15 protein-coding genes are annotated in these 17,549 nt (G+C 69.3%); 14 read left to right on the top strand and 1 reads right to left on the bottom strand.

Annotated elements, in window-relative coordinates; translation table 11 throughout:
- The first annotated feature begins 43 nt into the window (after positions 1–43).
- From VGN74_RS08660 to VGN74_RS08650, 3 genes are all read left to right on the top strand, one after another.
- Entirely contained in the window at positions 44–1,543 is a 1,500-nt protein-coding gene (locus VGN74_RS08660; RefSeq protein ID WP_327447169.1) for a phosphomannomutase/phosphoglucomutase, read from the top strand.
- A 75-nt stretch (positions 1,544–1,618) separates the two neighbouring features.
- On the top strand, positions 1,619–2,929 hold the full coding sequence (locus tag VGN74_RS08655) for an FAD/NAD(P)-binding protein (RefSeq protein WP_327447167.1): 1,311 nt from the start codon (positions 1,619–1,621) through the stop codon (positions 2,927–2,929).
- A gap of 70 nt (positions 2,930–2,999) precedes the next feature.
- Positions 3,000–3,773, top strand: coding sequence for an energy transducer TonB (locus tag VGN74_RS08650; protein WP_327447165.1), 774 nt, complete (start codon positions 3,000–3,002; stop codon positions 3,771–3,773).
- Between the two features lie 27 nt (positions 3,774–3,800).
- Here VGN74_RS08650 and glmM read toward each other — a convergent pair whose 3' ends face one another.
- Positions 3,801–5,165, bottom strand: a complete 1,365-nt coding sequence (glmM, locus tag VGN74_RS08645) for a phosphoglucosamine mutase (RefSeq protein ID WP_327447709.1) — start codon at positions 5,163–5,165, stop codon at positions 3,801–3,803.
- Between the two features lie 143 nt (positions 5,166–5,308).
- Between glmM and glmS the strand changes: the two genes are divergently transcribed.
- From glmS to VGN74_RS08590, 11 genes are all read left to right on the top strand, one after another.
- Complete coding sequence (gene glmS, locus VGN74_RS08640) at positions 5,309–7,141, top strand: glutamine--fructose-6-phosphate transaminase (isomerizing) (protein ID WP_327447163.1); 1,833 nt, start codon at positions 5,309–5,311, stop codon at positions 7,139–7,141.
- Positions 7,142–7,372: 231 nt separating this feature from the next.
- A complete protein-coding gene (gene obgE / locus VGN74_RS08635; protein WP_327447161.1) occupies positions 7,373–8,437 on the top strand; it encodes a GTPase ObgE in 1,065 nt (354 codons plus the stop codon).
- Positions 8,438–8,494: 57 nt separating this feature from the next.
- Positions 8,495–9,160: a nicotinate-nucleotide adenylyltransferase gene (locus VGN74_RS08630; RefSeq protein WP_327447159.1), complete on the top strand. Its 666-nt coding sequence runs from the start codon at positions 8,495–8,497 to the stop codon at positions 9,158–9,160.
- A gap of 91 nt (positions 9,161–9,251) precedes the next feature.
- Positions 9,252–9,437 carry a hypothetical protein gene (locus VGN74_RS08625; protein WP_327447157.1) on the top strand — a complete coding sequence of 62 codons (186 nt, stop codon included), beginning with the start codon at positions 9,252–9,254 and terminating at the stop codon, positions 9,435–9,437.
- A gap of 316 nt (positions 9,438–9,753) precedes the next feature.
- The gene (locus tag VGN74_RS08620; protein WP_327447154.1) at positions 9,754–10,029 is read left to right on the top strand and encodes a hypothetical protein; all 276 of its coding nucleotides are present in this window, start codon (positions 9,754–9,756) and stop codon (positions 10,027–10,029) included.
- 177 nt (positions 10,030–10,206) lie between these two features.
- The gene (locus tag VGN74_RS08615) at positions 10,207–10,707 is read left to right on the top strand and encodes an HXXEE domain-containing protein (RefSeq protein ID WP_327447152.1); all 501 of its coding nucleotides are present in this window, start codon (positions 10,207–10,209) and stop codon (positions 10,705–10,707) included.
- Positions 10,708–10,823: 116 nt separating this feature from the next.
- Positions 10,824–11,189 carry a hypothetical protein gene (locus VGN74_RS08610; RefSeq protein WP_414643534.1) on the top strand — a complete coding sequence of 122 codons (366 nt, stop codon included), beginning with the start codon at positions 10,824–10,826 and terminating at the stop codon, positions 11,187–11,189.
- 58 nt (positions 11,190–11,247) lie between these two features.
- Positions 11,248–12,492, top strand: coding sequence for a TolC family protein (locus VGN74_RS08605; protein WP_327447150.1), 1,245 nt, complete (start codon positions 11,248–11,250; stop codon positions 12,490–12,492).
- On the top strand, positions 12,492–13,682 hold the full coding sequence (locus VGN74_RS08600) for an efflux RND transporter periplasmic adaptor subunit (RefSeq protein WP_327447148.1): 1,191 nt from the start codon (positions 12,492–12,494) through the stop codon (positions 13,680–13,682). The genes VGN74_RS08605 and VGN74_RS08600 overlap by 1 nt, the downstream gene beginning before the upstream one ends.
- A 14-nt stretch (positions 13,683–13,696) precedes the next feature.
- Positions 13,697–16,915 (top strand): CusA/CzcA family heavy metal efflux RND transporter, encoded by a 3,219-nt coding sequence (locus VGN74_RS08595; RefSeq protein ID WP_327447146.1) that lies wholly within the window; start codon positions 13,697–13,699, stop codon positions 16,913–16,915.
- Positions 16,912–17,517, top strand: coding sequence for a cation transporter (locus VGN74_RS08590; protein WP_327447144.1), 606 nt, complete (start codon positions 16,912–16,914; stop codon positions 17,515–17,517). Before VGN74_RS08595 ends, VGN74_RS08590 begins: the two co-directional genes overlap by 4 nt.
- Positions 17,518–17,549 lie beyond the last annotated feature (32 nt).

The following is a 17,549-nucleotide window of genomic DNA, read 5'->3' as shown; positions in this document are numbered from 1 at the left end:
GTGCTGCGATTATAGCCGGCGCGCCCCTGCAGGAGAGGTCTGAATGCTGAAGCCCCGCCAGGACCTTCGTCCGAACACGCCCGAATACGAGACCGTGCCGCTGGTGAAGCCGACCGGCTTCCGCGAGTACGACGCCCGCTGGGTGCTGGAGAAGGAGATCAACCTGCTCGGCATCCAGGCCCTCGGTCTGGCCCTGGCCACCTATGTCCACGAGACCGGCGTCCGTCCCCGGATCGTCACCGGCCACGACTTCCGGTCCTACTCCCTCAGCGTCAAACAGGCCCTGATCCTCGGCCTGCTCGAGGGCGGCATGGAGGTGCTGGACATCGGTCTGGCCCTGTCGCCCATGGCCTATTTCGGCCAGTTCGCGCTGGACGCCCCGTGCGTGGCCATGGTCACCGCCAGCCACAACGAGAATGGCTGGACCGGGGTCAAGATGGGGGCCCAGGCCCCCCTCACCTTCGGCCCGGACGAGATGGGCCGGCTCAAGGAGATCGTCCTCGGCGGCCTCGGCGTGGCCCGCCCGGGCGGCCGGCTGGAGCGCGTCGACGGCTTCCGCGAGCGCTATCTGGAAGAGGTCACCGCCGGGGTGAAGCTGAGCCGCCCGCTGAAGGTGGTCTGCGCCACCGGCAACGGCACCGCCGGGGCCTTTGCGCCGGAGGCCCTGCGCCGCATGGGGGCCGAGGTGATCGAGATGGACGCCGAGCTCGACTTCACCTTCCCGAAGTACAATCCGAACCCGGAAGACCACGCCATGCTCAGCCAGATGGCGGCGCGGGTGAAGGAGACCGGGGCCGACCTGGCGCTCGGTTTCGACGGCGACGGCGACCGCTGCGGCGTGGTCGACGAGACCGGCGAGGAGATCTTCGCCGACAAGATCGGCCTGATGCTGGCCCGCGACCTGTCGGTCCTGCACCCCGACGCCACCTTCGTCGTCGATGTGAAGTCCACGGGTCTCTACAAGACCGACGAGGTGCTGAAGGCCAACGGCGCCTCGGTGGTCTACTGGAAGACCGGCCACAGCTACATCAAGCGCAAGACCGCCGAACTGGGCGCGCTGGCCGGCTTCGAGAAGTCGGGCCACTTCTTCTTCAACGCCCCGATCGGCCGCGGCTACGACGACGGCCTCGTCGCCGCCGGCGCGGTGCTGGCCATGCTGGACCGCAACCCCGGCAAGTCCCTGTCACAGCTCAAGGCGGCCCTGCCCCAGGCCTTCACCAGCCTGACCATGAGCCCGCACTGCGACGACGAGCTCAAGTACGACGTGCTGGCGAAGGTGGTGAAGGAGTATGAGGACCTGGCCGCCTCGGGAGGATCGATCCTCGGGCGGAAGATCGTCGAGGTGATCACCGTCAACGGCGCCCGGGTGCATCTGGAGGACGGCTCCTGGGTGCTGGTGCGCGCCTCGTCCAACAAGCCCGAGCTGGTGGTGGTGGTCGAGAGCCAGGTGTCCGAGGCCGACATGCGCGCCCTGTTCCGCGAGGAGGTGAAGCCCCGCCTCGCCGCCCACCCCGAGGTCGGCGGCTACAACCAGGAGATCTGAGTCCGGTTCCGCACAGTTTGACGAAATCCCGCGACCGGCGAATAAGACGCCGCGGCCGTCGCCGCGGGGGCGTATGTGTCGGACCGGATCCTGATCGTCGGCGGAGGCTTTTCCGGGGCCATGCTGGCTGCCCGGCTGGCCGAAGCCGGGACAGCCGTCAGCCTGATCAACCGCGATGACCGCTTCGGCCTCGGCGTCGCCTATGGCGCGGCCGAGCCCTGGCATCTGCTGAATGTGCGCTCGGCGCGGATGAGCGCCGTCGCCGACCGGCCCGACGACTTCGTCCGCTGGCTTGAGGCCCACGCCCCCGGGCACGCCGACCCCGAAGGCTTCGCCCCGCGCGCCGTCTATGGCCGCTATGTTCAGGACCGCCTCGCCGCCGCCCGCGCCGCCGCCGCCGACCGGCTGGAGACCCTGACCGGCGAGGTCGTCGGCCTCGATCCGGCCGGCGCCGTCACCCTCGCCGACGGGCGGCGCCTGTCCGGCCGGGCCGTGGTGCTGGCCACCGGCAACCCGCCGCCGCGCACCGCCGCCCCCGGAGACACGGGGAGCGCCGCCGGCGTCATCCCCGACGCCTGGGCCCCCGGGGCCCTCGACGGCATCCGGCCGCAGGACGACATCCTGCTGGTCGGCACGGGCCTGACCATGGTCGATGTGCTGATGACGCTGGAGCGGCGCGGCTGGATCGGCCGGGCCGTCGCCGTCTCGCGCCGCGGCCTGCGCCCGCGCGCCCACGGCCCGCGCCCGGACCCGAAGCTTGACGCCCCCCTGCCGGATCACCCGCGCCTGTCGCAGCGCCTCGCCGCCGCCCGCGCCGCCGCGGGCGACGGCGGCTGGCGGTCGCTGATGGAGCTCTATCGTCCGGTCACGGCCGATCTCTGGGCGACGCTGGATCCGGAAGGCCAGCGGCGGCTGCTGCGGCACCTGCGGCCGTGGTGGGACGTGCACCGGCACCGCCTGGCGCCCGAGGTCGCCGCCCGCATCGACGCCCTCGTCGCCGCCGACCGGCTGCAGATCCTCGCGGGCCGCATCGGCCGCCCCCGTCCGGCCGCCGGCCGGCTGGAGCTGAGCTGGCGCCCGCGCGGCCAGACCGGCGAGGGCCGCCTCGTCGGCGACCGGCTGATCGACTGTTCCGGTCCCGGCCACGCGCCGCAGGACGACCCCCTGACCGGCCCGCTGCTGGCCGCGGGCGCGGCGCGCCTGCACCCCAACGGCCTCGGCCTCGACCTCGCCCCGGACGGCCGCATCCTCGCCGCCGACGGCCGGCCGCAGCCGGGCCTGTTCGTGCTCGGGCCCCCGGCCCGCGCCGCCTTCTGGGAGACCATCGCCGTCCCCGACATCCGCGACCGCATCGCGGCGCTGGCGGGGACGCTTGCGCCGCACTAACGCGGAGGTTGATTGCGGCGCCGCCGTGAGATCATTGTGACGAACGGTTCGGCCCTGCGGAAAAAGCGCCATGCAAAGATTCTGGCTCCTGTCCCTGGCCATGCTGGCAGCTTCGGGAGGGCTGTCGGCTCGTGCGCAGGACGCGGTGGAATGGCGGGCTGCCCCCTTCCCCGGCGGCTCCGCAGTGACCGCGGACTGGGGCGCAGGGGCGACTCTGATCGCGCGATGTCGCGAGGGCCGCTTCGACCTCGTGGCGGGATTGCCGGCCCAGCTGGAGGGGGCGCGTATCTCGGCCAGCCTCGGCTTTGACGGAGATGAGCTGACGACCCGGCGCTGGACGGCGACCGTGGACCGATCGGCCATTTTTGACCTGCTGCCCGAGACGACGGCCCGGGAACTTGTTCGGCGCAGGACGATGCAGTTTGTCCTCGATGACGGGTCGCCGCCAAGAGTGCGTTTCGAGCTGGATCTGCCAGTGGATCCGGGGCCACTTGCGGCGGTCATGCGAGACTGTGATGTCCCGATCCCGAACCCTGAGGGACGGCCCGAGTGGGTCGTGAACGCTGACTGGCGCGTTCGGCCCAACCAGCAGCGGCTGAATGAGGTCTTTCCGGCAGCGGCGCGTGACGCCAACATCGGCGGCGAGGCGGTCCTGCTTTGCGTCATCGAGATCACCGGTCTGCTGACAGACTGCGAGGTGACGCGGGAGTCTCCACCGGGCTACGGTTTCGGCGACGCAGCGCTCGTCCTCAGCCGGGATCTGCGTCTGACGCCCCGGACGATTGCGGACAAGCCTGTACGGAGCCAGGCAACATTCCCATTTGTGTGGCGACGTCCGAGATAGCGGAGCGCACGGCCCAAGGCCGACGTACTAACCCGCCGTCCTGACCGCCTCGGCGATGTCCGACACCACCTGCCGGACCAGCCCGGCGTCGTCGCCCTCGGCCATGACGCGGATCAGCTTTTCCGTCCCCGAAGGCCGCACCAGCACCCGGCCCGAGCCGTTCAGGGCCGCCTCGCCGGCGGCGATGGCGGCCTTGACCCGGTCGCTCTCCAGCGGCTTGCCGGCGCTGTAGCGGACGTTCTCCAGCCGCTGCGGCACGGGCTCGAACTGGCGCGCCAGCTCGCTCATCGGCTTGCCGGAATCGACCAGCACCGCCAGCACCTGCAGCGCCGCCATCAGCCCGTCGCCGGTGGTGGCGTGGTCGTGCAGGATCAGGTGGCCGGACTGCTCGCCGCCGAGGTTGAAGCCGCCCTCGCGCATCCGCTCCATGACATAGCGGTCGCCGACCTTCGTCCGTTCGAGGCTCAGCCCCTCGGCCGCCAGCCGCCGCTCCAGCCCGAGGTTGGACATGACCGTGGCCACCACCCCGCCGCCCGCCAGCAGGCCGTGCGCCGCCCAGTCCAGGGCGATCAGGGCCATGATCTGGTCGCCGTCGACGATCTGGCCGGTCTCGTCGACCACGATCAGCCGGTCGGCGTCGCCGTCCAGGGCGATGCCGATATCGGCGCGATAGGTCTTCACCGCCTCGATCAGGGTCTGCGGATGGGTCGAGCCGCAGGCCTGGTTGATGTTCATGCCGTTGGGGGCGACGCCGACGGAGAAGACCTCGGCCCCCAGCTCGTACAGGGTCGTCGGGGCCACCTTGTAGGCGGCGCCGTTGGCGCAATCGACGGCGATGCGCAGCCCCTTCAGGCTCAGCCGCTTGGGGAAGGCCTTCTTGGCGATCTCGACGTAGCGGGCCTGGGCGTCGTCGATGCGCTTGACCCGGCCCAGCCGGTCCGGCGCCGCCAGCCCCTCGGACAGGTCCTGGTCCATCAGCGCCTCGATCTTGAGCTCGATCTCGTCCGACAGCTTGTAGCCGTCCGGGCCGAACAGCTTGATGCCGTTGTCGGCGAAGTCGTTGTGCGAGGCGGAGATCATCACCCCGAGGTCGGCGCGCATCGAGCGGGTCATCATGGCCACGCCCGGCGTCGGGATCGGGCCGAAGGTGCGCACGTCCATGCCCACCGAGGCGAAGCCCGCCACCAGCGCCGGCTCGATCATGTAGCCCGACAGCCGGGTGTCCTTGCCGATCACCACCAGATGGCGGCGGTCGTCGGCCGACATGAAGAAGCGCCCGGCCGCCAGCCCGACGCGCAGGGCGACCTCCGCCGTCATCGGCTTCGTATTGGCCCGGCCGCGGATGCCGTCGGTGCCGAAATAGCGTCGTGCGGCGTCGCCCTTGCCCGCCATGCCCGTCATTCCTCCGTATAGGGACGATCGCCCTGAAACGCGGCGAAACGCCTTTTTAGCTGCTGCGGGTGAAAACATCCCCTACAGCGCCCGCTCGGCTTAGCCCCGAACGCGGGCGCGCGCAAAAGCGGGAGCTTTCCATCATGTGCGGGATCATCGGCATCACCGGCCAGGGCCCGGCGGTTCCCCGCCTGATCGACAGCCTCAAGCGGCTGGAGTACCGCGGCTATGACTCCGCCGGGGTCGCCGCGGTGGTCGACGGCCGCACCGAGCGCCGTCGCGCCAAGGGCAAGATCACCGGGCTGGAGGCGGTGCTGGCCGCCGACCCCCTGACCGGCGTCGCCGGCGTCCCGACCGTCGGCATCGGCCACACCCGCTGGGCCACCCACGGCGCGCCCAACACCGAGAACGCCCACCCGCACCAGGCCGGCCGCGTCACCCTGGTGCACAACGGCATCATCGAGAACTTCGCCGAGCTGAAGGCCGAGCTGAAGGCCGCCGGCCATGTGTTCGAGAGCCAGACCGACACCGAGGTGGTGGCCCATCTGATCGACCAGGGGCTTCAGGCCGGCCGCGACCCGCTGGACGCCTTCAAGGCGGTGCTGGACCGGTTGCGCGGGGCCTACGCCCTGGCCGTGCTGATCGAGGGCGAGGACGGCGTCATCCTCGGCGCCCGCCACGGCAGCCCGCTGGTGGTCGGCTGGGGCGACGGCGAGATGTATCTCGGCTCGGACGCCCTCGCCGTCGGCCCCTTCACCCAGAAGATCACCTACCTCGAGGACGGCGACTACGTCCGCCTCGACCGCACCGGGGCCACGGTCTTCGATGCCTCCGGCGCCCGCGCCAACCGGTCGGTGGTGCAGGTCTCCGCCTCCACCGCCCTGGTCGAGAAGGGCGAGCACCGCCACTTCATGGAGAAGGAGATCCACGAGCAGCCGGACAGCGTGCAGCACACCCTGTCGGCCTACCTCGATCTGGTGAACGCGAAGGTGCGCCCGCCCGAGGGGCTGGACTTCGCCGCCGTCTCGCGGCTGCAGATCGTCGCCTGCGGCACCGCCTTCTACGCCGGCATGATCGGCCGCTACGCCTTCGAGCGGCTGGCCGGCCTGCCGTGCGACGTCGAGATCGCCTCGGAGTTCCGCTACCGCCATCCGGCCCTGATGGACGGGACCCTGGCCGTGGCCGTCAGCCAGTCGGGCGAGACCGCCGACACCCTCGCCAGCCTCAAGTGGTGCAAGGCCCGGGGCTTCCGCACCGCCGCCCTGGTCAATGTCCACTCCTCCTCCATGGCGCGCGAGGCCGACCACCTGTGGCCGACCCACGCGGGCCCGGAGATCGGCGTCGCCTCGACCAAGGCCTTCACCGCCCAGGTCGCCGCCCTGCTGGCGCTGGCGGTCACCGCCGGAGTGCAGCGCGGCCGCATCGACGCGGCCGAGGAGGCGCGGCTGGTCAAGGCCCTGTTCGAGGCCCCGCGCCTGATCGCCGAGGCCCTGACCCTGGGCCAGGCCATCCAGGCGGTGGCCCAGGAGCTGTCGAAGGCCCGCGACGTGCTGTTCCTCGGCCGCGGGGCGATGTTCCCCCTGGCCCTCGAGGGCGCGCTGAAGCTGAAGGAGATCAGCTACATCCACGCCGAGGGCTATGCCGCCGGCGAGCTCAAGCACGGGCCGATCGCCCTGATCGACGAGGCCACCCCGGTGGTCGCCCTGGCCCCGCTCGACGAGGTGTTCGAGAAGACCGCCTCCAACCTGCAGGAGGTCGCCGCCCGCGGCGGGCCGGTCATCATGATCGCCCCCGAGGCCGCCGAGACCCCGCACGGCGCCGAGATGACCCGCGTCGCCGCCCCCGACTGCGACCCGCTGGTGGCGCCGCTGGTCTACGCCGTGCCGATGCAGCTGCTGGCCTATTACACCGCCGTCCAGAAGGGCACCGACGTCGACCAGCCCCGCAACCTCGCCAAGTCCGTCACGGTGGAGTGAGGGCGGGGCGCCCCGACGTCTCATCTCCCTTCCCCCTCGATGGGGGAAGGGTCGGGGATGGGGGTGGGAACCCGACGCACGACAGGCTGGCGCGGGAGGCGGTCCCGCCTCATCCGCTCTTCCGGGACCGGGGCGGACCCACCCCCACCCAAACCCTCCCCCATCGAGGGGGAGGGCTTCTGACGGCGCCACCCCCCTGTCCCTGACGCCCGCCCGGCGTATAAGCGCGCGATGAAGTTTCTCGACCAGGCCAAGATCTACATCCGCTCCGGCAACGGCGGCGGCGGCTCCGTCTCGTTCCGGCGCGAGAAGTTCATTCCCGAGGGCGGGCCCGACGGCGGCGACGGCGGTCGCGGCGGCGACGTCTGGATCGAGGCGGTCGAGGGGCTCAACACCCTGATCGACTACCGCTACCAGCAGCACTTCCGGGCCCAGACCGGCCACCACGGCCAGGGCCGGCAGATGCACGGAGCCAAGGGCGACGACGTGGTGCTCAAGGTGCCGGTCGGCACCCAGGTGCTCGACGAGGACAAGGAGACGGTGCTGGTCGACATGGACCACGCCGGCAAGCGCGTGCGGCTGCTGGCCGGCGGCAACGGCGGCTGGGGCAACACCCGCTTCAAGGGCCCGGTCAACCGCGCCCCGACCCACGCCAACCCCGGCCAGGAGGGCGAGGAGCGCTGGATCTGGCTGCGCCTCAAGCTGATCGCCGACGTCGGCCTGGCCGGCCTGCCCAACGCCGGCAAGTCGACCTTCCTCGCCGCCGTCTCCGCCGCGCGGCCGAAGGTGGCGGACTATCCCTTCACCACCCTGACCCCCAACCTGGGCGTGGTCGATCTGAGCGCCACCGAGCGCTTCGTCATCGCCGACATCCCCGGCCTGATCGAGGGGGCGCACGAGGGCGCCGGGCTCGGCACCCGCTTCCTCGGCCACGTCGAGCGCACCGGCTGCCTGATCCACCTCATCGACGCCACCCAGGACGATGTGGTCGAGGCCTGGCGCATCATCCGCGGCGAGCTGGAGGCCTACGGCCAGGGCCTCGGCGACAAGCCGGAGATCCTGGCCCTCAACAAGGTCGACGCCCTGACCCCCGAGCTGCGCGCCGAAAAGGCCGCCGAGCTGGAGGCCGTGGCCGGCCGCGCCCCCTTCCTCGTCTCCGGCGTGTCCGGCGAGGGCGTCACCGCCGTGCTGCGCGCCGCCTGGGCCGAGGTGCTGAAGCGCCGCGGCGAGGCGCCCCCTTCGGACGACGACGACCTCGGCCCGATCGAGACCACCCCCGGCGGCTGGGCGCCCTGACCCCCGCGTGTTAGGGCCGGGCTGAGCATAAGTCCGCGGCCGGTCCGGAGAGCCCGCTTGCCCCTGTTCCACGCCGGCCCCGCGCCCCGCCTGACGGGGCCCCGCCGCGGCGGCCTGACCGGCCTGCCGCTGGCTCCGGGGATGCGCGTCGGCCTGTTCGGCGGCTCGTTCAATCCGGCCCACGAGGGCCATCGCCATGTGGCCGAGACCGCCCTGCGGCGGCTCGATCTGGACCGGGTGGTGTGGCTGGTGTCGCCGCAGAACCCGCTGAAGCGCGCCGACGAGACCGCGCCGCTGGCGGCGCGCATGGCCAGCGCCCGGAGCCTCGCCCGCGGGCCGTCGATGATCGTCTCGGACCTCGAGACGCGCATCGGCACGCGCTGGACCATCGACACCCTGAGGGCCCTGACCGCGCGCCACCCGGGGGTCGAGTTCGTCTGGCTGATGGGCTCGGACAATCTGGCCGGCTTTCACCGCTGGCGCGGCTGGACCGACATCTTCCGGCTCATGCCCATCGCCGTGGTGGCCCGGCCGGGGGCTTTGCTGGAGAGCCGCACCGCGCCGGCGGCGGCCCGTTTCGCCGGCTTCCGCCTGCCGGACGCGGCCGCGCGCCGCCTGCCCGGCGCCCCGACCCCGGCCTGGACCTGGCTGGGCGGCCCGCTGCACCCGCAGAGCTCCACCGCCCTGCGCGCCCGGGCCCGCGAGGCGGGGCCGGCGCGGTAGTGGTCCCTTTTGAGAAGCGGACGTTTACGGCCATTGAGTAGCGGGCGCTACCTCGGCACCCCTCTTGTTCTTTTGGACAGGAGGGTAGGCCATGCGCCACCGCACCGACATCATCAGCCGCCTGCCGGAACGGGCGCTCTTCATTCGCCACGACATCCGTCATGGAAAGCTGACCTTCATCGCTGAAGTCGATGGCCGCGCCGTCGCCGTGGCGCCCACCCGCGAAGCCGCCATGCAAACTCTGCTCCGCCGGTTGGCCTTGGAGACCATCCATTGAGCCCGCGCGGAATGCGCCAGCGCCGACTGGCAAAGGAGGTGATCCGATTCACGCGAGGTCGACATTCCTACCGGGTGGTGCGCGAAACGACCCGCACCATTCGCGCTCCTTGGAGCGGTTCCGCTCCGACGAGGGGCGGCGGCGTCGATCCTCATATCACCTATGTGGTCTACCGTGATGGCCAATGTGTCGGTGAGGGACCCAAGCTGAACGAGGTCGTGTCCAGGATCATCCGGCGCGGGCTGTAGCCCGCAGCAGTCCTCAACAGCGGTCGGGTGCAAACTTGATGATTGAGAGTGTTGACAGAGGAACAGCTATGGCCACTTCCTTCCCAAGCCTAGGGAGCAACGATGTGCCGAAAGCAGCAAGCCGGAAGCAGCGCACACCCCGCCCCCGCGCTACGCCCAAGCGGGACCTGCTGACTGAGCGGTTTTTCGAACTGAACGACGAGTTCGGAGAACTGATAGACGGCCGAGCGAGCGGAGCAGATGACTTCGTCACTGATCCTGAAATCCTGGCGCAGTTTCCACGCCCGTCAGACGAGGAGATCAAGGAGGCCGTTAAGGGCAAGAAGCGCATTTCGGGCGCCTAGTCGTTCGCGTCCAACGAGGAAAAACTCTGCGCGGTCGTCGCACTTCAGAAATTCGTGCGGGTCGGCACGGACGCGCGAGGCGACAGTTCTTTTGAGCATTGAATAATGCGCATACATGCCAGACTGGAAGCCCTGGGCGGTGCGGGAACATTGGCGATAGCCACTGGTTTCAGCGCCTTGATCCTGTGGCTCGGCTATGTCGCCTTCGGCGCCTGGACCTCCCTGATCTTCTCCTCCGGCTTCCTCGGAGGCCTACTCCTCTGGTGGCTATTTCCAGGCCCGCCGGCCTTGGCTGAGGTGCGCACACCTTATTGGATCACGCTCGCGCTCTTCCTCGTCCACCGAGTCGAGGAGCGGTTCAGCGGGTTCTTCGCGGCCCTGAGCAATCTGACAGGGGCGCCCACCCCGCCGATCTTGTCCTGGCCGGTCATCCTTCTCGTCCTGGCCTCGGTCGGGGCCTGGCTCCTGGTGTTGCCGCTACTGAAGCGCGGCTCGGCCTTTGGCGCCTATCTCGCGTGGACCTTCTTCGCAGCCATGGGCGTCACGGAGTTGGCCCATTTCGTCTTCCCGTTCGTGGTTGACGGTCGCCTCGGCTATTTTCCCGGCATGGCCTCGGTCGTGCTGCTCGCCCCGGTCGCTTGGTGGGGCATGTTCCGCATGGCGCGTGCGCAATGTTGATACGGATCGCCTCATGGTGAGGACTGTCACAAGTCGTTCGTGATCGCCCGACAGTATTTACGGCTTTAGTGAACCGTAACTTATAACACATTGCGTGAGGGGCGGGACGAGACTATTTGACCGCCATGGCCGCGAAAAGATCGTCCTGGCTGCCGCTTTACGCCGTGATCGCCCTGTTGATCGCGGTGTTCGTGGCCCCGTCGGTCGACGCTGCCGTCTGCGCTATCGAGGCCCCCGTCGCTGCGGCCCATATGGCGGACGATCATGCGACCCAGGATGAAAACGGCGACGATGACGCGGGCGAGCGTGGCGGCAGTCATGGGCTTTGCTCGCACGGCCATTGTCACCACGGCGGCTTCGGGCGCATCGATTCCAATCCCGAGCCTGTCACCATAGTTGTGACAGGGGCGAGAGCGCCCCTGGTCGATGACAGCCTGGTCTCCTACGCTTCCGAAGGTTTGAAGCGCCCTCCAAGGGGCTGACTGCGAGATCGCGCCGTCGCGGGCGCACTTGCTTGTTCAGACCCTTGGATGATGACTCATGCCTGCTTCCCATCGCCGGCGGCCGTCTTTGACGGCCAGTTGCGCCGCCTTGCTGGCGGCCTTTTCCAGCCCTGCCTGGGCTGACCCCGCTCCTTCCTACTTCGAACTGCTCGCCCGACTTGACCAATCCCCGGCGGCCGTGGAGGCCGGCGCGCTGGTCGAGGCAGCCGATGCGCGTGTCCGCCAAGCAGGTGTGCGCCCCAATCCCACGGTCTCTCTGGATGTCGAGAACGCCTTCGGTTCGGGACCCTTTTCAGGGTTCAGCAACGCCGAGAGCACCTTTGCCGTCACGCAAGACCTTGAACTCTGGGGGCGCCGTCAAGCCCGAGTCGATGTCGCCCGCGCGGAAGCCGGCACAGCCGTGCTCCAGCGCGACCTTGCCGTGATCGACGCCGCCGGGCGCCTGGCGCTCGCCTACGCCGAAGCGGAAGCGGCGCAACGCCGTGCCGAACTGGCGGAAGAAGGGCTCGACCTCGCACTCGCGGACGCCCGCGCGGCGCTGACGCTCGTGGAGGCGGGGCGTGAGCCCTTGTTCCGTGGCATACAGGGCGAAGCCGAAGTGGCCGCCGCGCGCGCGACATATGATGAAGCGATCGCCGAACGAGACGCCGCATTCGCTCGACTGACCGCCGTGGCGATGCTGGCGGCGCCGGTCACCGAGATCACCATCAGCCTGCTGGACCTGGAACCGCGTTCAATCCCATCTGGGGATGTCGCGCCGACCGTGCGCGTAGCCGAGGCTGAGCGGCAGGCGGCAGAGCGTCGTGTCGGCGTTGAGCGCGCCAGAACGCGTCCCGACGTCAGTGTGAGCGTCGGCTTCCGCCGCTACGAAGTTGAGGACGCCACCGCGCTGACCTTCGGCATAAGCATGCCGCTGCCCTTCTTCGATCGGAACCGAGGAAACGTCGATGCGGCGCAGGCTGAGGTCCGGGCAGCCGATGCGCGCTTGGTCAGCGCGCGCCAGGATGCGCAGGCGGACCGTGCCGCCGCCGAGGCGCGCCTTGCGTCGTCGGCAAGTCGCGTCCGGGCCGCTGATGCCGGCGTATCCGCCGCTGAAGAAGCCTACCGATTGGCCCGTCTTGGCTTCGACGCAGGTCGGATTTCCCAACTGGAGCTCCGGGCGACTCGAACCGCCCTCATCAGCGCCCGATCCACCGCCATCGACGCGCGCCTGGCGCGTGTTCGCGCCGAGATCGACCTCGCACGTCTAGAGGGCCGCCTGCCCTTCCAAGGAGCCCAATGATGCGCAAGCCCACAGTGAACAAGTCCGTGTTGATCGCGGGAGCCGCCGCTGTCGTGCTGATCGGCAGCGCGGGCGTCTTCCTCGCCCTGAATCCTTCTCCACCTCGGGAGACGCAGAGCCAGCCGGGACAGGAGGCCGACGGTCACGATGACCACGGCGATGAGGCCGAGGGCGTCGAGCGTGAAGGCTTTGTGGCCCTGACCGCCCAGCAGATCGAAGCCGCAGGCATTCAAATAGTGGCCATAGGGGGTGGCGGCGGTGGCGAAACCCGGTTGTCCGGACGGGTCGAGCCCATGGTCGATTCCCGCGCGACGGTGGCCGCCGTCGTCGGCGGCCGGGTCGAGCGGGTCCTGGTGGCGCCGGGCCAGTCCGTTCGCGCCGGCCAGCCGCTGGTCAGCCTGGTCAGCGGCGACGCCGCCACCCTAAGGGCCGAAGCCGACGCGGCGCAGGCCGCCTACATCGCGGCGGAACAGGCCCACGGCCGCGATGAGGAATTGGCCGACCTGGGCGTGGTAGCCCGGCGCGAGGCCGAGGTGTCGCACGCGGAGGCTCTGAGCGCACAGGCGGCCGCTGGCGCCGCGCGCGCTCGGGCCGCCGCCGCCGGGGCGCCCAGCGCTTCGGGTCGGCTCAGCGTCACGAGCCCGATCTCCGGTGTGGTCACTTCGGTCCAGGTCGGCCCGGGCGGCTTCGTGCCTCAGGGCGGCGTGGTCGCCGAGGTCACCAACCCTGCGCGAGTGGAACTGGTGTTCAACGCGCCTCCGACCCTGGCCGCCAGCGTCCGCGTGGGCGCGTCACTGCGGGTCGTCGGCCCGTCAGGCGAGTTCGACGCCGTGGTCACGGGCGTGGCCGCCGGAGCCGGCGGCGAGAGCGGAGCCACCGTTATCCGTGCTCGGCCCTCAGGCGGCGGCCTGCCTCCGGCGGGTTCCGCTGTCTCCGGCGCCATCGTCACCGGCGAGATGCCAGGCGGCCTCACCGTGCCGACGGAAGCCATCCAGACGGTCGAAGGCGCCACCGTGGTCTTCGTCCAGGTCACGGGGGGCTTCCAGGCCACGCCCGTCCTTGTCGGGCGGCAGGCGGGCGGGCGCACCGAAATCCTGCGCGGTCTGAATGGCGGCGAGCGCGTCGCCGGAACCGGAGCCTTCCTGCTCAAGGCCGAACTGGCCAAGGGCGAAGCCGAGCACGGGCACTGAGGGAATCCGGGACCATGTTCAAACTCATCATCGAGGCGTCCGTCCGCTTCCGCTGGACCGTCGTCCTCGTCACCGCCCTGGTCGCCGCTGTCGGTCTCTATAACCTGACGCAACTGCCCATCGACGCCGTGCCGGACATCACCAACCGGCAGGTGCAGGTCACCACGGTCGCTCCGGCGCTCGCGCCAGAGCAGATCGAACGGCAGGTGACCTATCCGATCGAGACCGCCATGGCCGGCATCCCCGGCCTGACCTCGACCCGGTCTTTGAGCCGCAACGGCTTCAGCCAGGTGACGGTCATCTTCACCGACCGCACCGACATCTACTTCGCCCGCCAGCAGGTGGCCGAACGGCTGGCTGCCGCGCGCGAAACCATGCCCGAAGGCGTAGAGCCCGCAATGGCCCCGATCACCACGGGTCTCGGCGAAGTGCTGATGTGGACGGTCGATTATGTGCCGTTCAACAGTGACAACCTCTCCCGACAGGGTCAGCCGGGCTGGCAGGCAGGCGGCGCCTATCTGACGCCCGAAGGCGAACTGCTGACCACCCCGGAAGCGCGGGCCACCTATCTGCGCACCGTCCAGGACTGGATTATCGCGCCCCAGATGCGCACTGCGTTGGGGCTTGCGGGCGTGGATACGGTGGGCGGCTATGTGAAGGAATACGCCGTCCGTCCCGACCCGTCGCGACTGTCGGCCTATGGATTGAGTCTGGGTGATCTGATCCAGGCGCTCGACCGAGCCAACACCCAGGCCGGCGCGGGGTATGTTCAGCGTTCGGGAGAGGCGTTGACGGTTCGCACCGACGCCCTGGCCTCGACCATCGAGGACCTGGCCCAGGCGCCCGTGGTCAATCGCGGCGGTCTGGTGGTGCGCGTCGCAGACGTGGCCACGGTGGAAATCGGCCAAGCCCCGCGCATGGGCGGCGCCACCCGCGACGGTCATGAGGCGGTGTTGGGCACGGCCCTGATGATCGCCGGTGGCAACAGCCGCACGGTGGCGCAGGCGGCCGGCGAACGGCTGGAGCAGATCAGGCCGACCCTGCCGCCGGGGATCGAGGCGGTGACGGTGCTGGACCGCAGCGCCCTGGTGAACGCCACCATCAAGACGGTGGCAACCAACCTCACCGAAGGCGCCCTGCTGGTGATCGCGGTGCTGTTCCTGCTGCTCGGCAACATCCGTGCGGCGGCGATCACGGCCCTGATGATCCCCATCAGCTTCCTGTTCGCGGTCATCGGCATGAACCGGTTCGGCATCAGCGGCAATCTGATGAGCCTGGGCGCGCTCGACTTCGGCCTGCTGGTCGATGGCGCGGTCATCGTCATCGAGAGCACCCTTCTGATGCTGTCCCAGAAGCGGGTGGAATTGGGACGGGCGCTGTCGCGTATCGAGCGGCTACAAGTCGCCGCTGCGGCGGCGAGGAAAATGGTTCGTCCCGCCGCCTTCGGGCAACTCATCATCCTTTTGGTGTTCACACCGCTGCTGCTACTGGAGGGCGTCGAAGGCAAGACCTTCATCCCCATGGCCGCCACGGTCATGCTGGCACTCGCTGGGGCCTTCATCTTCTCCTTCACCTTCGTGCCCGCCATGGCGGCGCTTTTGGTGCGCGAACCCAAAACCATTCATCTGGACGCCGGGGGTCAGGCCCTGGAGCATGAGACCCGCATCATCCGCTGGGTGAGGCAGCGCGTGGAGCCGATTATCCGCCGCGCGGTGGCTCGACCTCGCACGGTGATGGTCTCAGCGGTTGCGGCCCTGTTGGTAGGTCTGCTGGCCTTCTCCACCCTTGGGCGCGAGTTCGTGCCGACGCTCGACGAAGGCGACATCGCCATGCAGGCGTTGCGCGTGCCTTCTGCTTCTCTGGAGCAGTCCTTGGCCATGCAGATGGCGCTGGAACGGGCGATCACCGCCCAGCCGGAAGTCGAGACCATGTTCTCGCGCACCGGGACCGCCGAGGCAGCGGTCGATCCGATGCCGCCGAACATCTCCGACGCCGTGATCATCCTGAAGGACCGGAGCGCTTGGCCTGACCCGAACCTGACCAAGGAGGCCTTGATCGAACGCATTGAGGAGATCGCCTCTCTCCAGATCGGCAACGCCTTCGAGTTCAGTCAGCCGATCGAGTTGCGTTTCAACGAACTGATCTCGGGCGTCCGCACGGACCTGGCGGTCATGGTGTATGGCGAGGACTTCGCGCAGTTGAACCAAGTCGCCGACCAGGTGGCGAACGCCTTACGCCAGACCGAAGGCTCCGCTGACGTTCGGGTGGAGCAGACCACGGGCCTGCCGACGCTTACAGTCAGCGTCGACCGCTTCGCTGCCGCCAATTACGGCCTGGCCGCTGCGGACGTGTCCGAAGCGGTCTCGGCCGCTATCGGCGGCGCCGAGGCCGGTCAGGTGTTCGAAGGAGACCGCCGCTTCGATGTGGTGGTCCGCCTTCCCCAGGCGATGCGAGACGACCCGGCCACACTGGCGGCTCTCCCCATCGTCTCGTCGACAGGCGTCACCGTGCCCCTCTCTTCGGTAGCCAGCATTCAAGTCTCCGAAGGACCGAACCAGATCAGCCGCAACGACGGCAGTCGTCGCGTGGTGGTGCAGGCCAACGTGCGGGGGCGCGACCTGGGCGGCTTCGTCGCCGACGCCCAGCGGCAGGTCGAAACCATCGCCTTGCCGACCGGCGTCAGACTCGATTGGGGGGGTCAGTTCGAGAACCTGCAACGGGCCGAGCAGCGCCTTGGGCTGGTGGTTCCCTTGGTTTTCCTGATGATCGGGGCGTTGTTGTTCATGGCCCTCGGCTCCTTCAAGGAGGCCGGACTGGTGTTCGCCTGTGTTCCTCTCGCCCTGGTCGGCGGCGCGCTCTCTCTATTCCTGAGGGGGATGCCTTTCTCGGTCTCGGCGGCCGTCGGCTTTATCGCCGTGTCGGGGGTCGCCACCCTCAATGGTCTGGTGCTTATGCAGGCGATCCGAGAACGGCTGGATTCGGGTCTGCCGCCTTACGAGGCTGCGATCCAGGGAGCCGCGAGCCGCCTGCGTGCGGTGCTGACCACGGCCCTGGTCGCCATCGTCGGCTTCATCCCCATGGCGCTGGCGCACGGGGCCGGCGCGGAGGTGCAGAAGCCGCTCGCCACCGTGGTCATCGGCGGTCTGATGACCGCTACGGTCCTGACCCTGCTGGTGGTGCCCACTTTCGCTGCACGGGTCATGCGACCGCGTGTCCGGGAGGAACAGGCATGAGCGGATCGCACGGGTCTCAGAAAATCCAGAAGCGCACGCTTCTGATCGTCTTCGCCCTGAACGCCCTGCTGTTCGTGGTGCTCGGAATCGGCGGCGTGACCGCCGATTCCAGCGCCTTGATCGCCAATGCTTTGGACAATGCGTCGGATGCCGCCGTCTACCTCATCAGCTTCGTCGCCATCGGCCGCGCTTTGGTTTGGAAGCAGGGGGCCGCCCGTTTCTCCGGCGTCATGCTGCTCGTCTTCGCCGCCGGGGTTCTGATCGACGCGGGTCGGCGCTGGTGGTTTGGCACTGAGCCCATCGGTTGGACAATGATGAGCCTCGCTTTGGTGGCCGCCGTCATCAACCTCATCTGCCTGGAACTCATTCGCCGTCAGCGCAGCCAGGATGTGAACATGAAGGCCGCCGAAACCTTTAGCTTGAACGACTTCGCCGCCAACGGCGGCATCTTGGTCGCGGGCGCCCTGGTCATGTGGCTGGACCAGGCGTGGCCTGATCTGGTCGTCGGCGTTCTGGTCGCCGTGATCGCCGTGAAGGGCGGCGTCGAGATTCTGCGAGATGCCCGCAAGTCCAACCTGACTGAGGAAGGGGACGTCCAATGACTTTCGCACGAGCGACGCCCACAACTGGAGAA

Source organism: Brevundimonas sp., assembly GCF_035998205.1.
Classification (GTDB): Bacteria; Pseudomonadota; Alphaproteobacteria; order Caulobacterales; family Caulobacteraceae; genus Brevundimonas.
The sequence above is the reverse complement of the archived record's forward strand: the minus strand, read 5'-3'. Positions and strand labels throughout refer to the sequence as shown.

Coding starts and splice junctions, on each gene's coding strand:
- VGN74_RS08660 (WP_327447169.1), top strand. CDS start 44: ATGCTGAAGCCCCGCCAGGACCTTCGTCCGAACACGCCCGAATACGAG.
- VGN74_RS08650 (WP_327447165.1), top strand. CDS start 3,000: ATGCAAAGATTCTGGCTCCTGTCCCTGGCCATGCTGGCAGCTTCGGGA.
- glmM (WP_327447709.1), bottom strand. CDS start 5,165: ATGGCGGGCAAGGGCGACGCCGCACGACGCTATTTCGGCACCGACGGC.
- glmS (WP_327447163.1), top strand. CDS start 5,309: ATGTGCGGGATCATCGGCATCACCGGCCAGGGCCCGGCGGTTCCCCGC.
- obgE (WP_327447161.1), top strand. CDS start 7,373: ATGAAGTTTCTCGACCAGGCCAAGATCTACATCCGCTCCGGCAACGGC.
- VGN74_RS08625 (WP_327447157.1), top strand. CDS start 9,252: ATGCGCCACCGCACCGACATCATCAGCCGCCTGCCGGAACGGGCGCTC.
- VGN74_RS08620 (WP_327447154.1), top strand. CDS start 9,754: ATGGCCACTTCCTTCCCAAGCCTAGGGAGCAACGATGTGCCGAAAGCA.
- VGN74_RS08605 (WP_327447150.1), top strand. CDS start 11,248: ATGCCTGCTTCCCATCGCCGGCGGCCGTCTTTGACGGCCAGTTGCGCC.
- VGN74_RS08600 (WP_327447148.1), top strand. CDS start 12,492: ATGCGCAAGCCCACAGTGAACAAGTCCGTGTTGATCGCGGGAGCCGCC.
- VGN74_RS08595 (WP_327447146.1), top strand. CDS start 13,697: ATGTTCAAACTCATCATCGAGGCGTCCGTCCGCTTCCGCTGGACCGTC.
- VGN74_RS08590 (WP_327447144.1), top strand. CDS start 16,912: ATGAGCGGATCGCACGGGTCTCAGAAAATCCAGAAGCGCACGCTTCTG.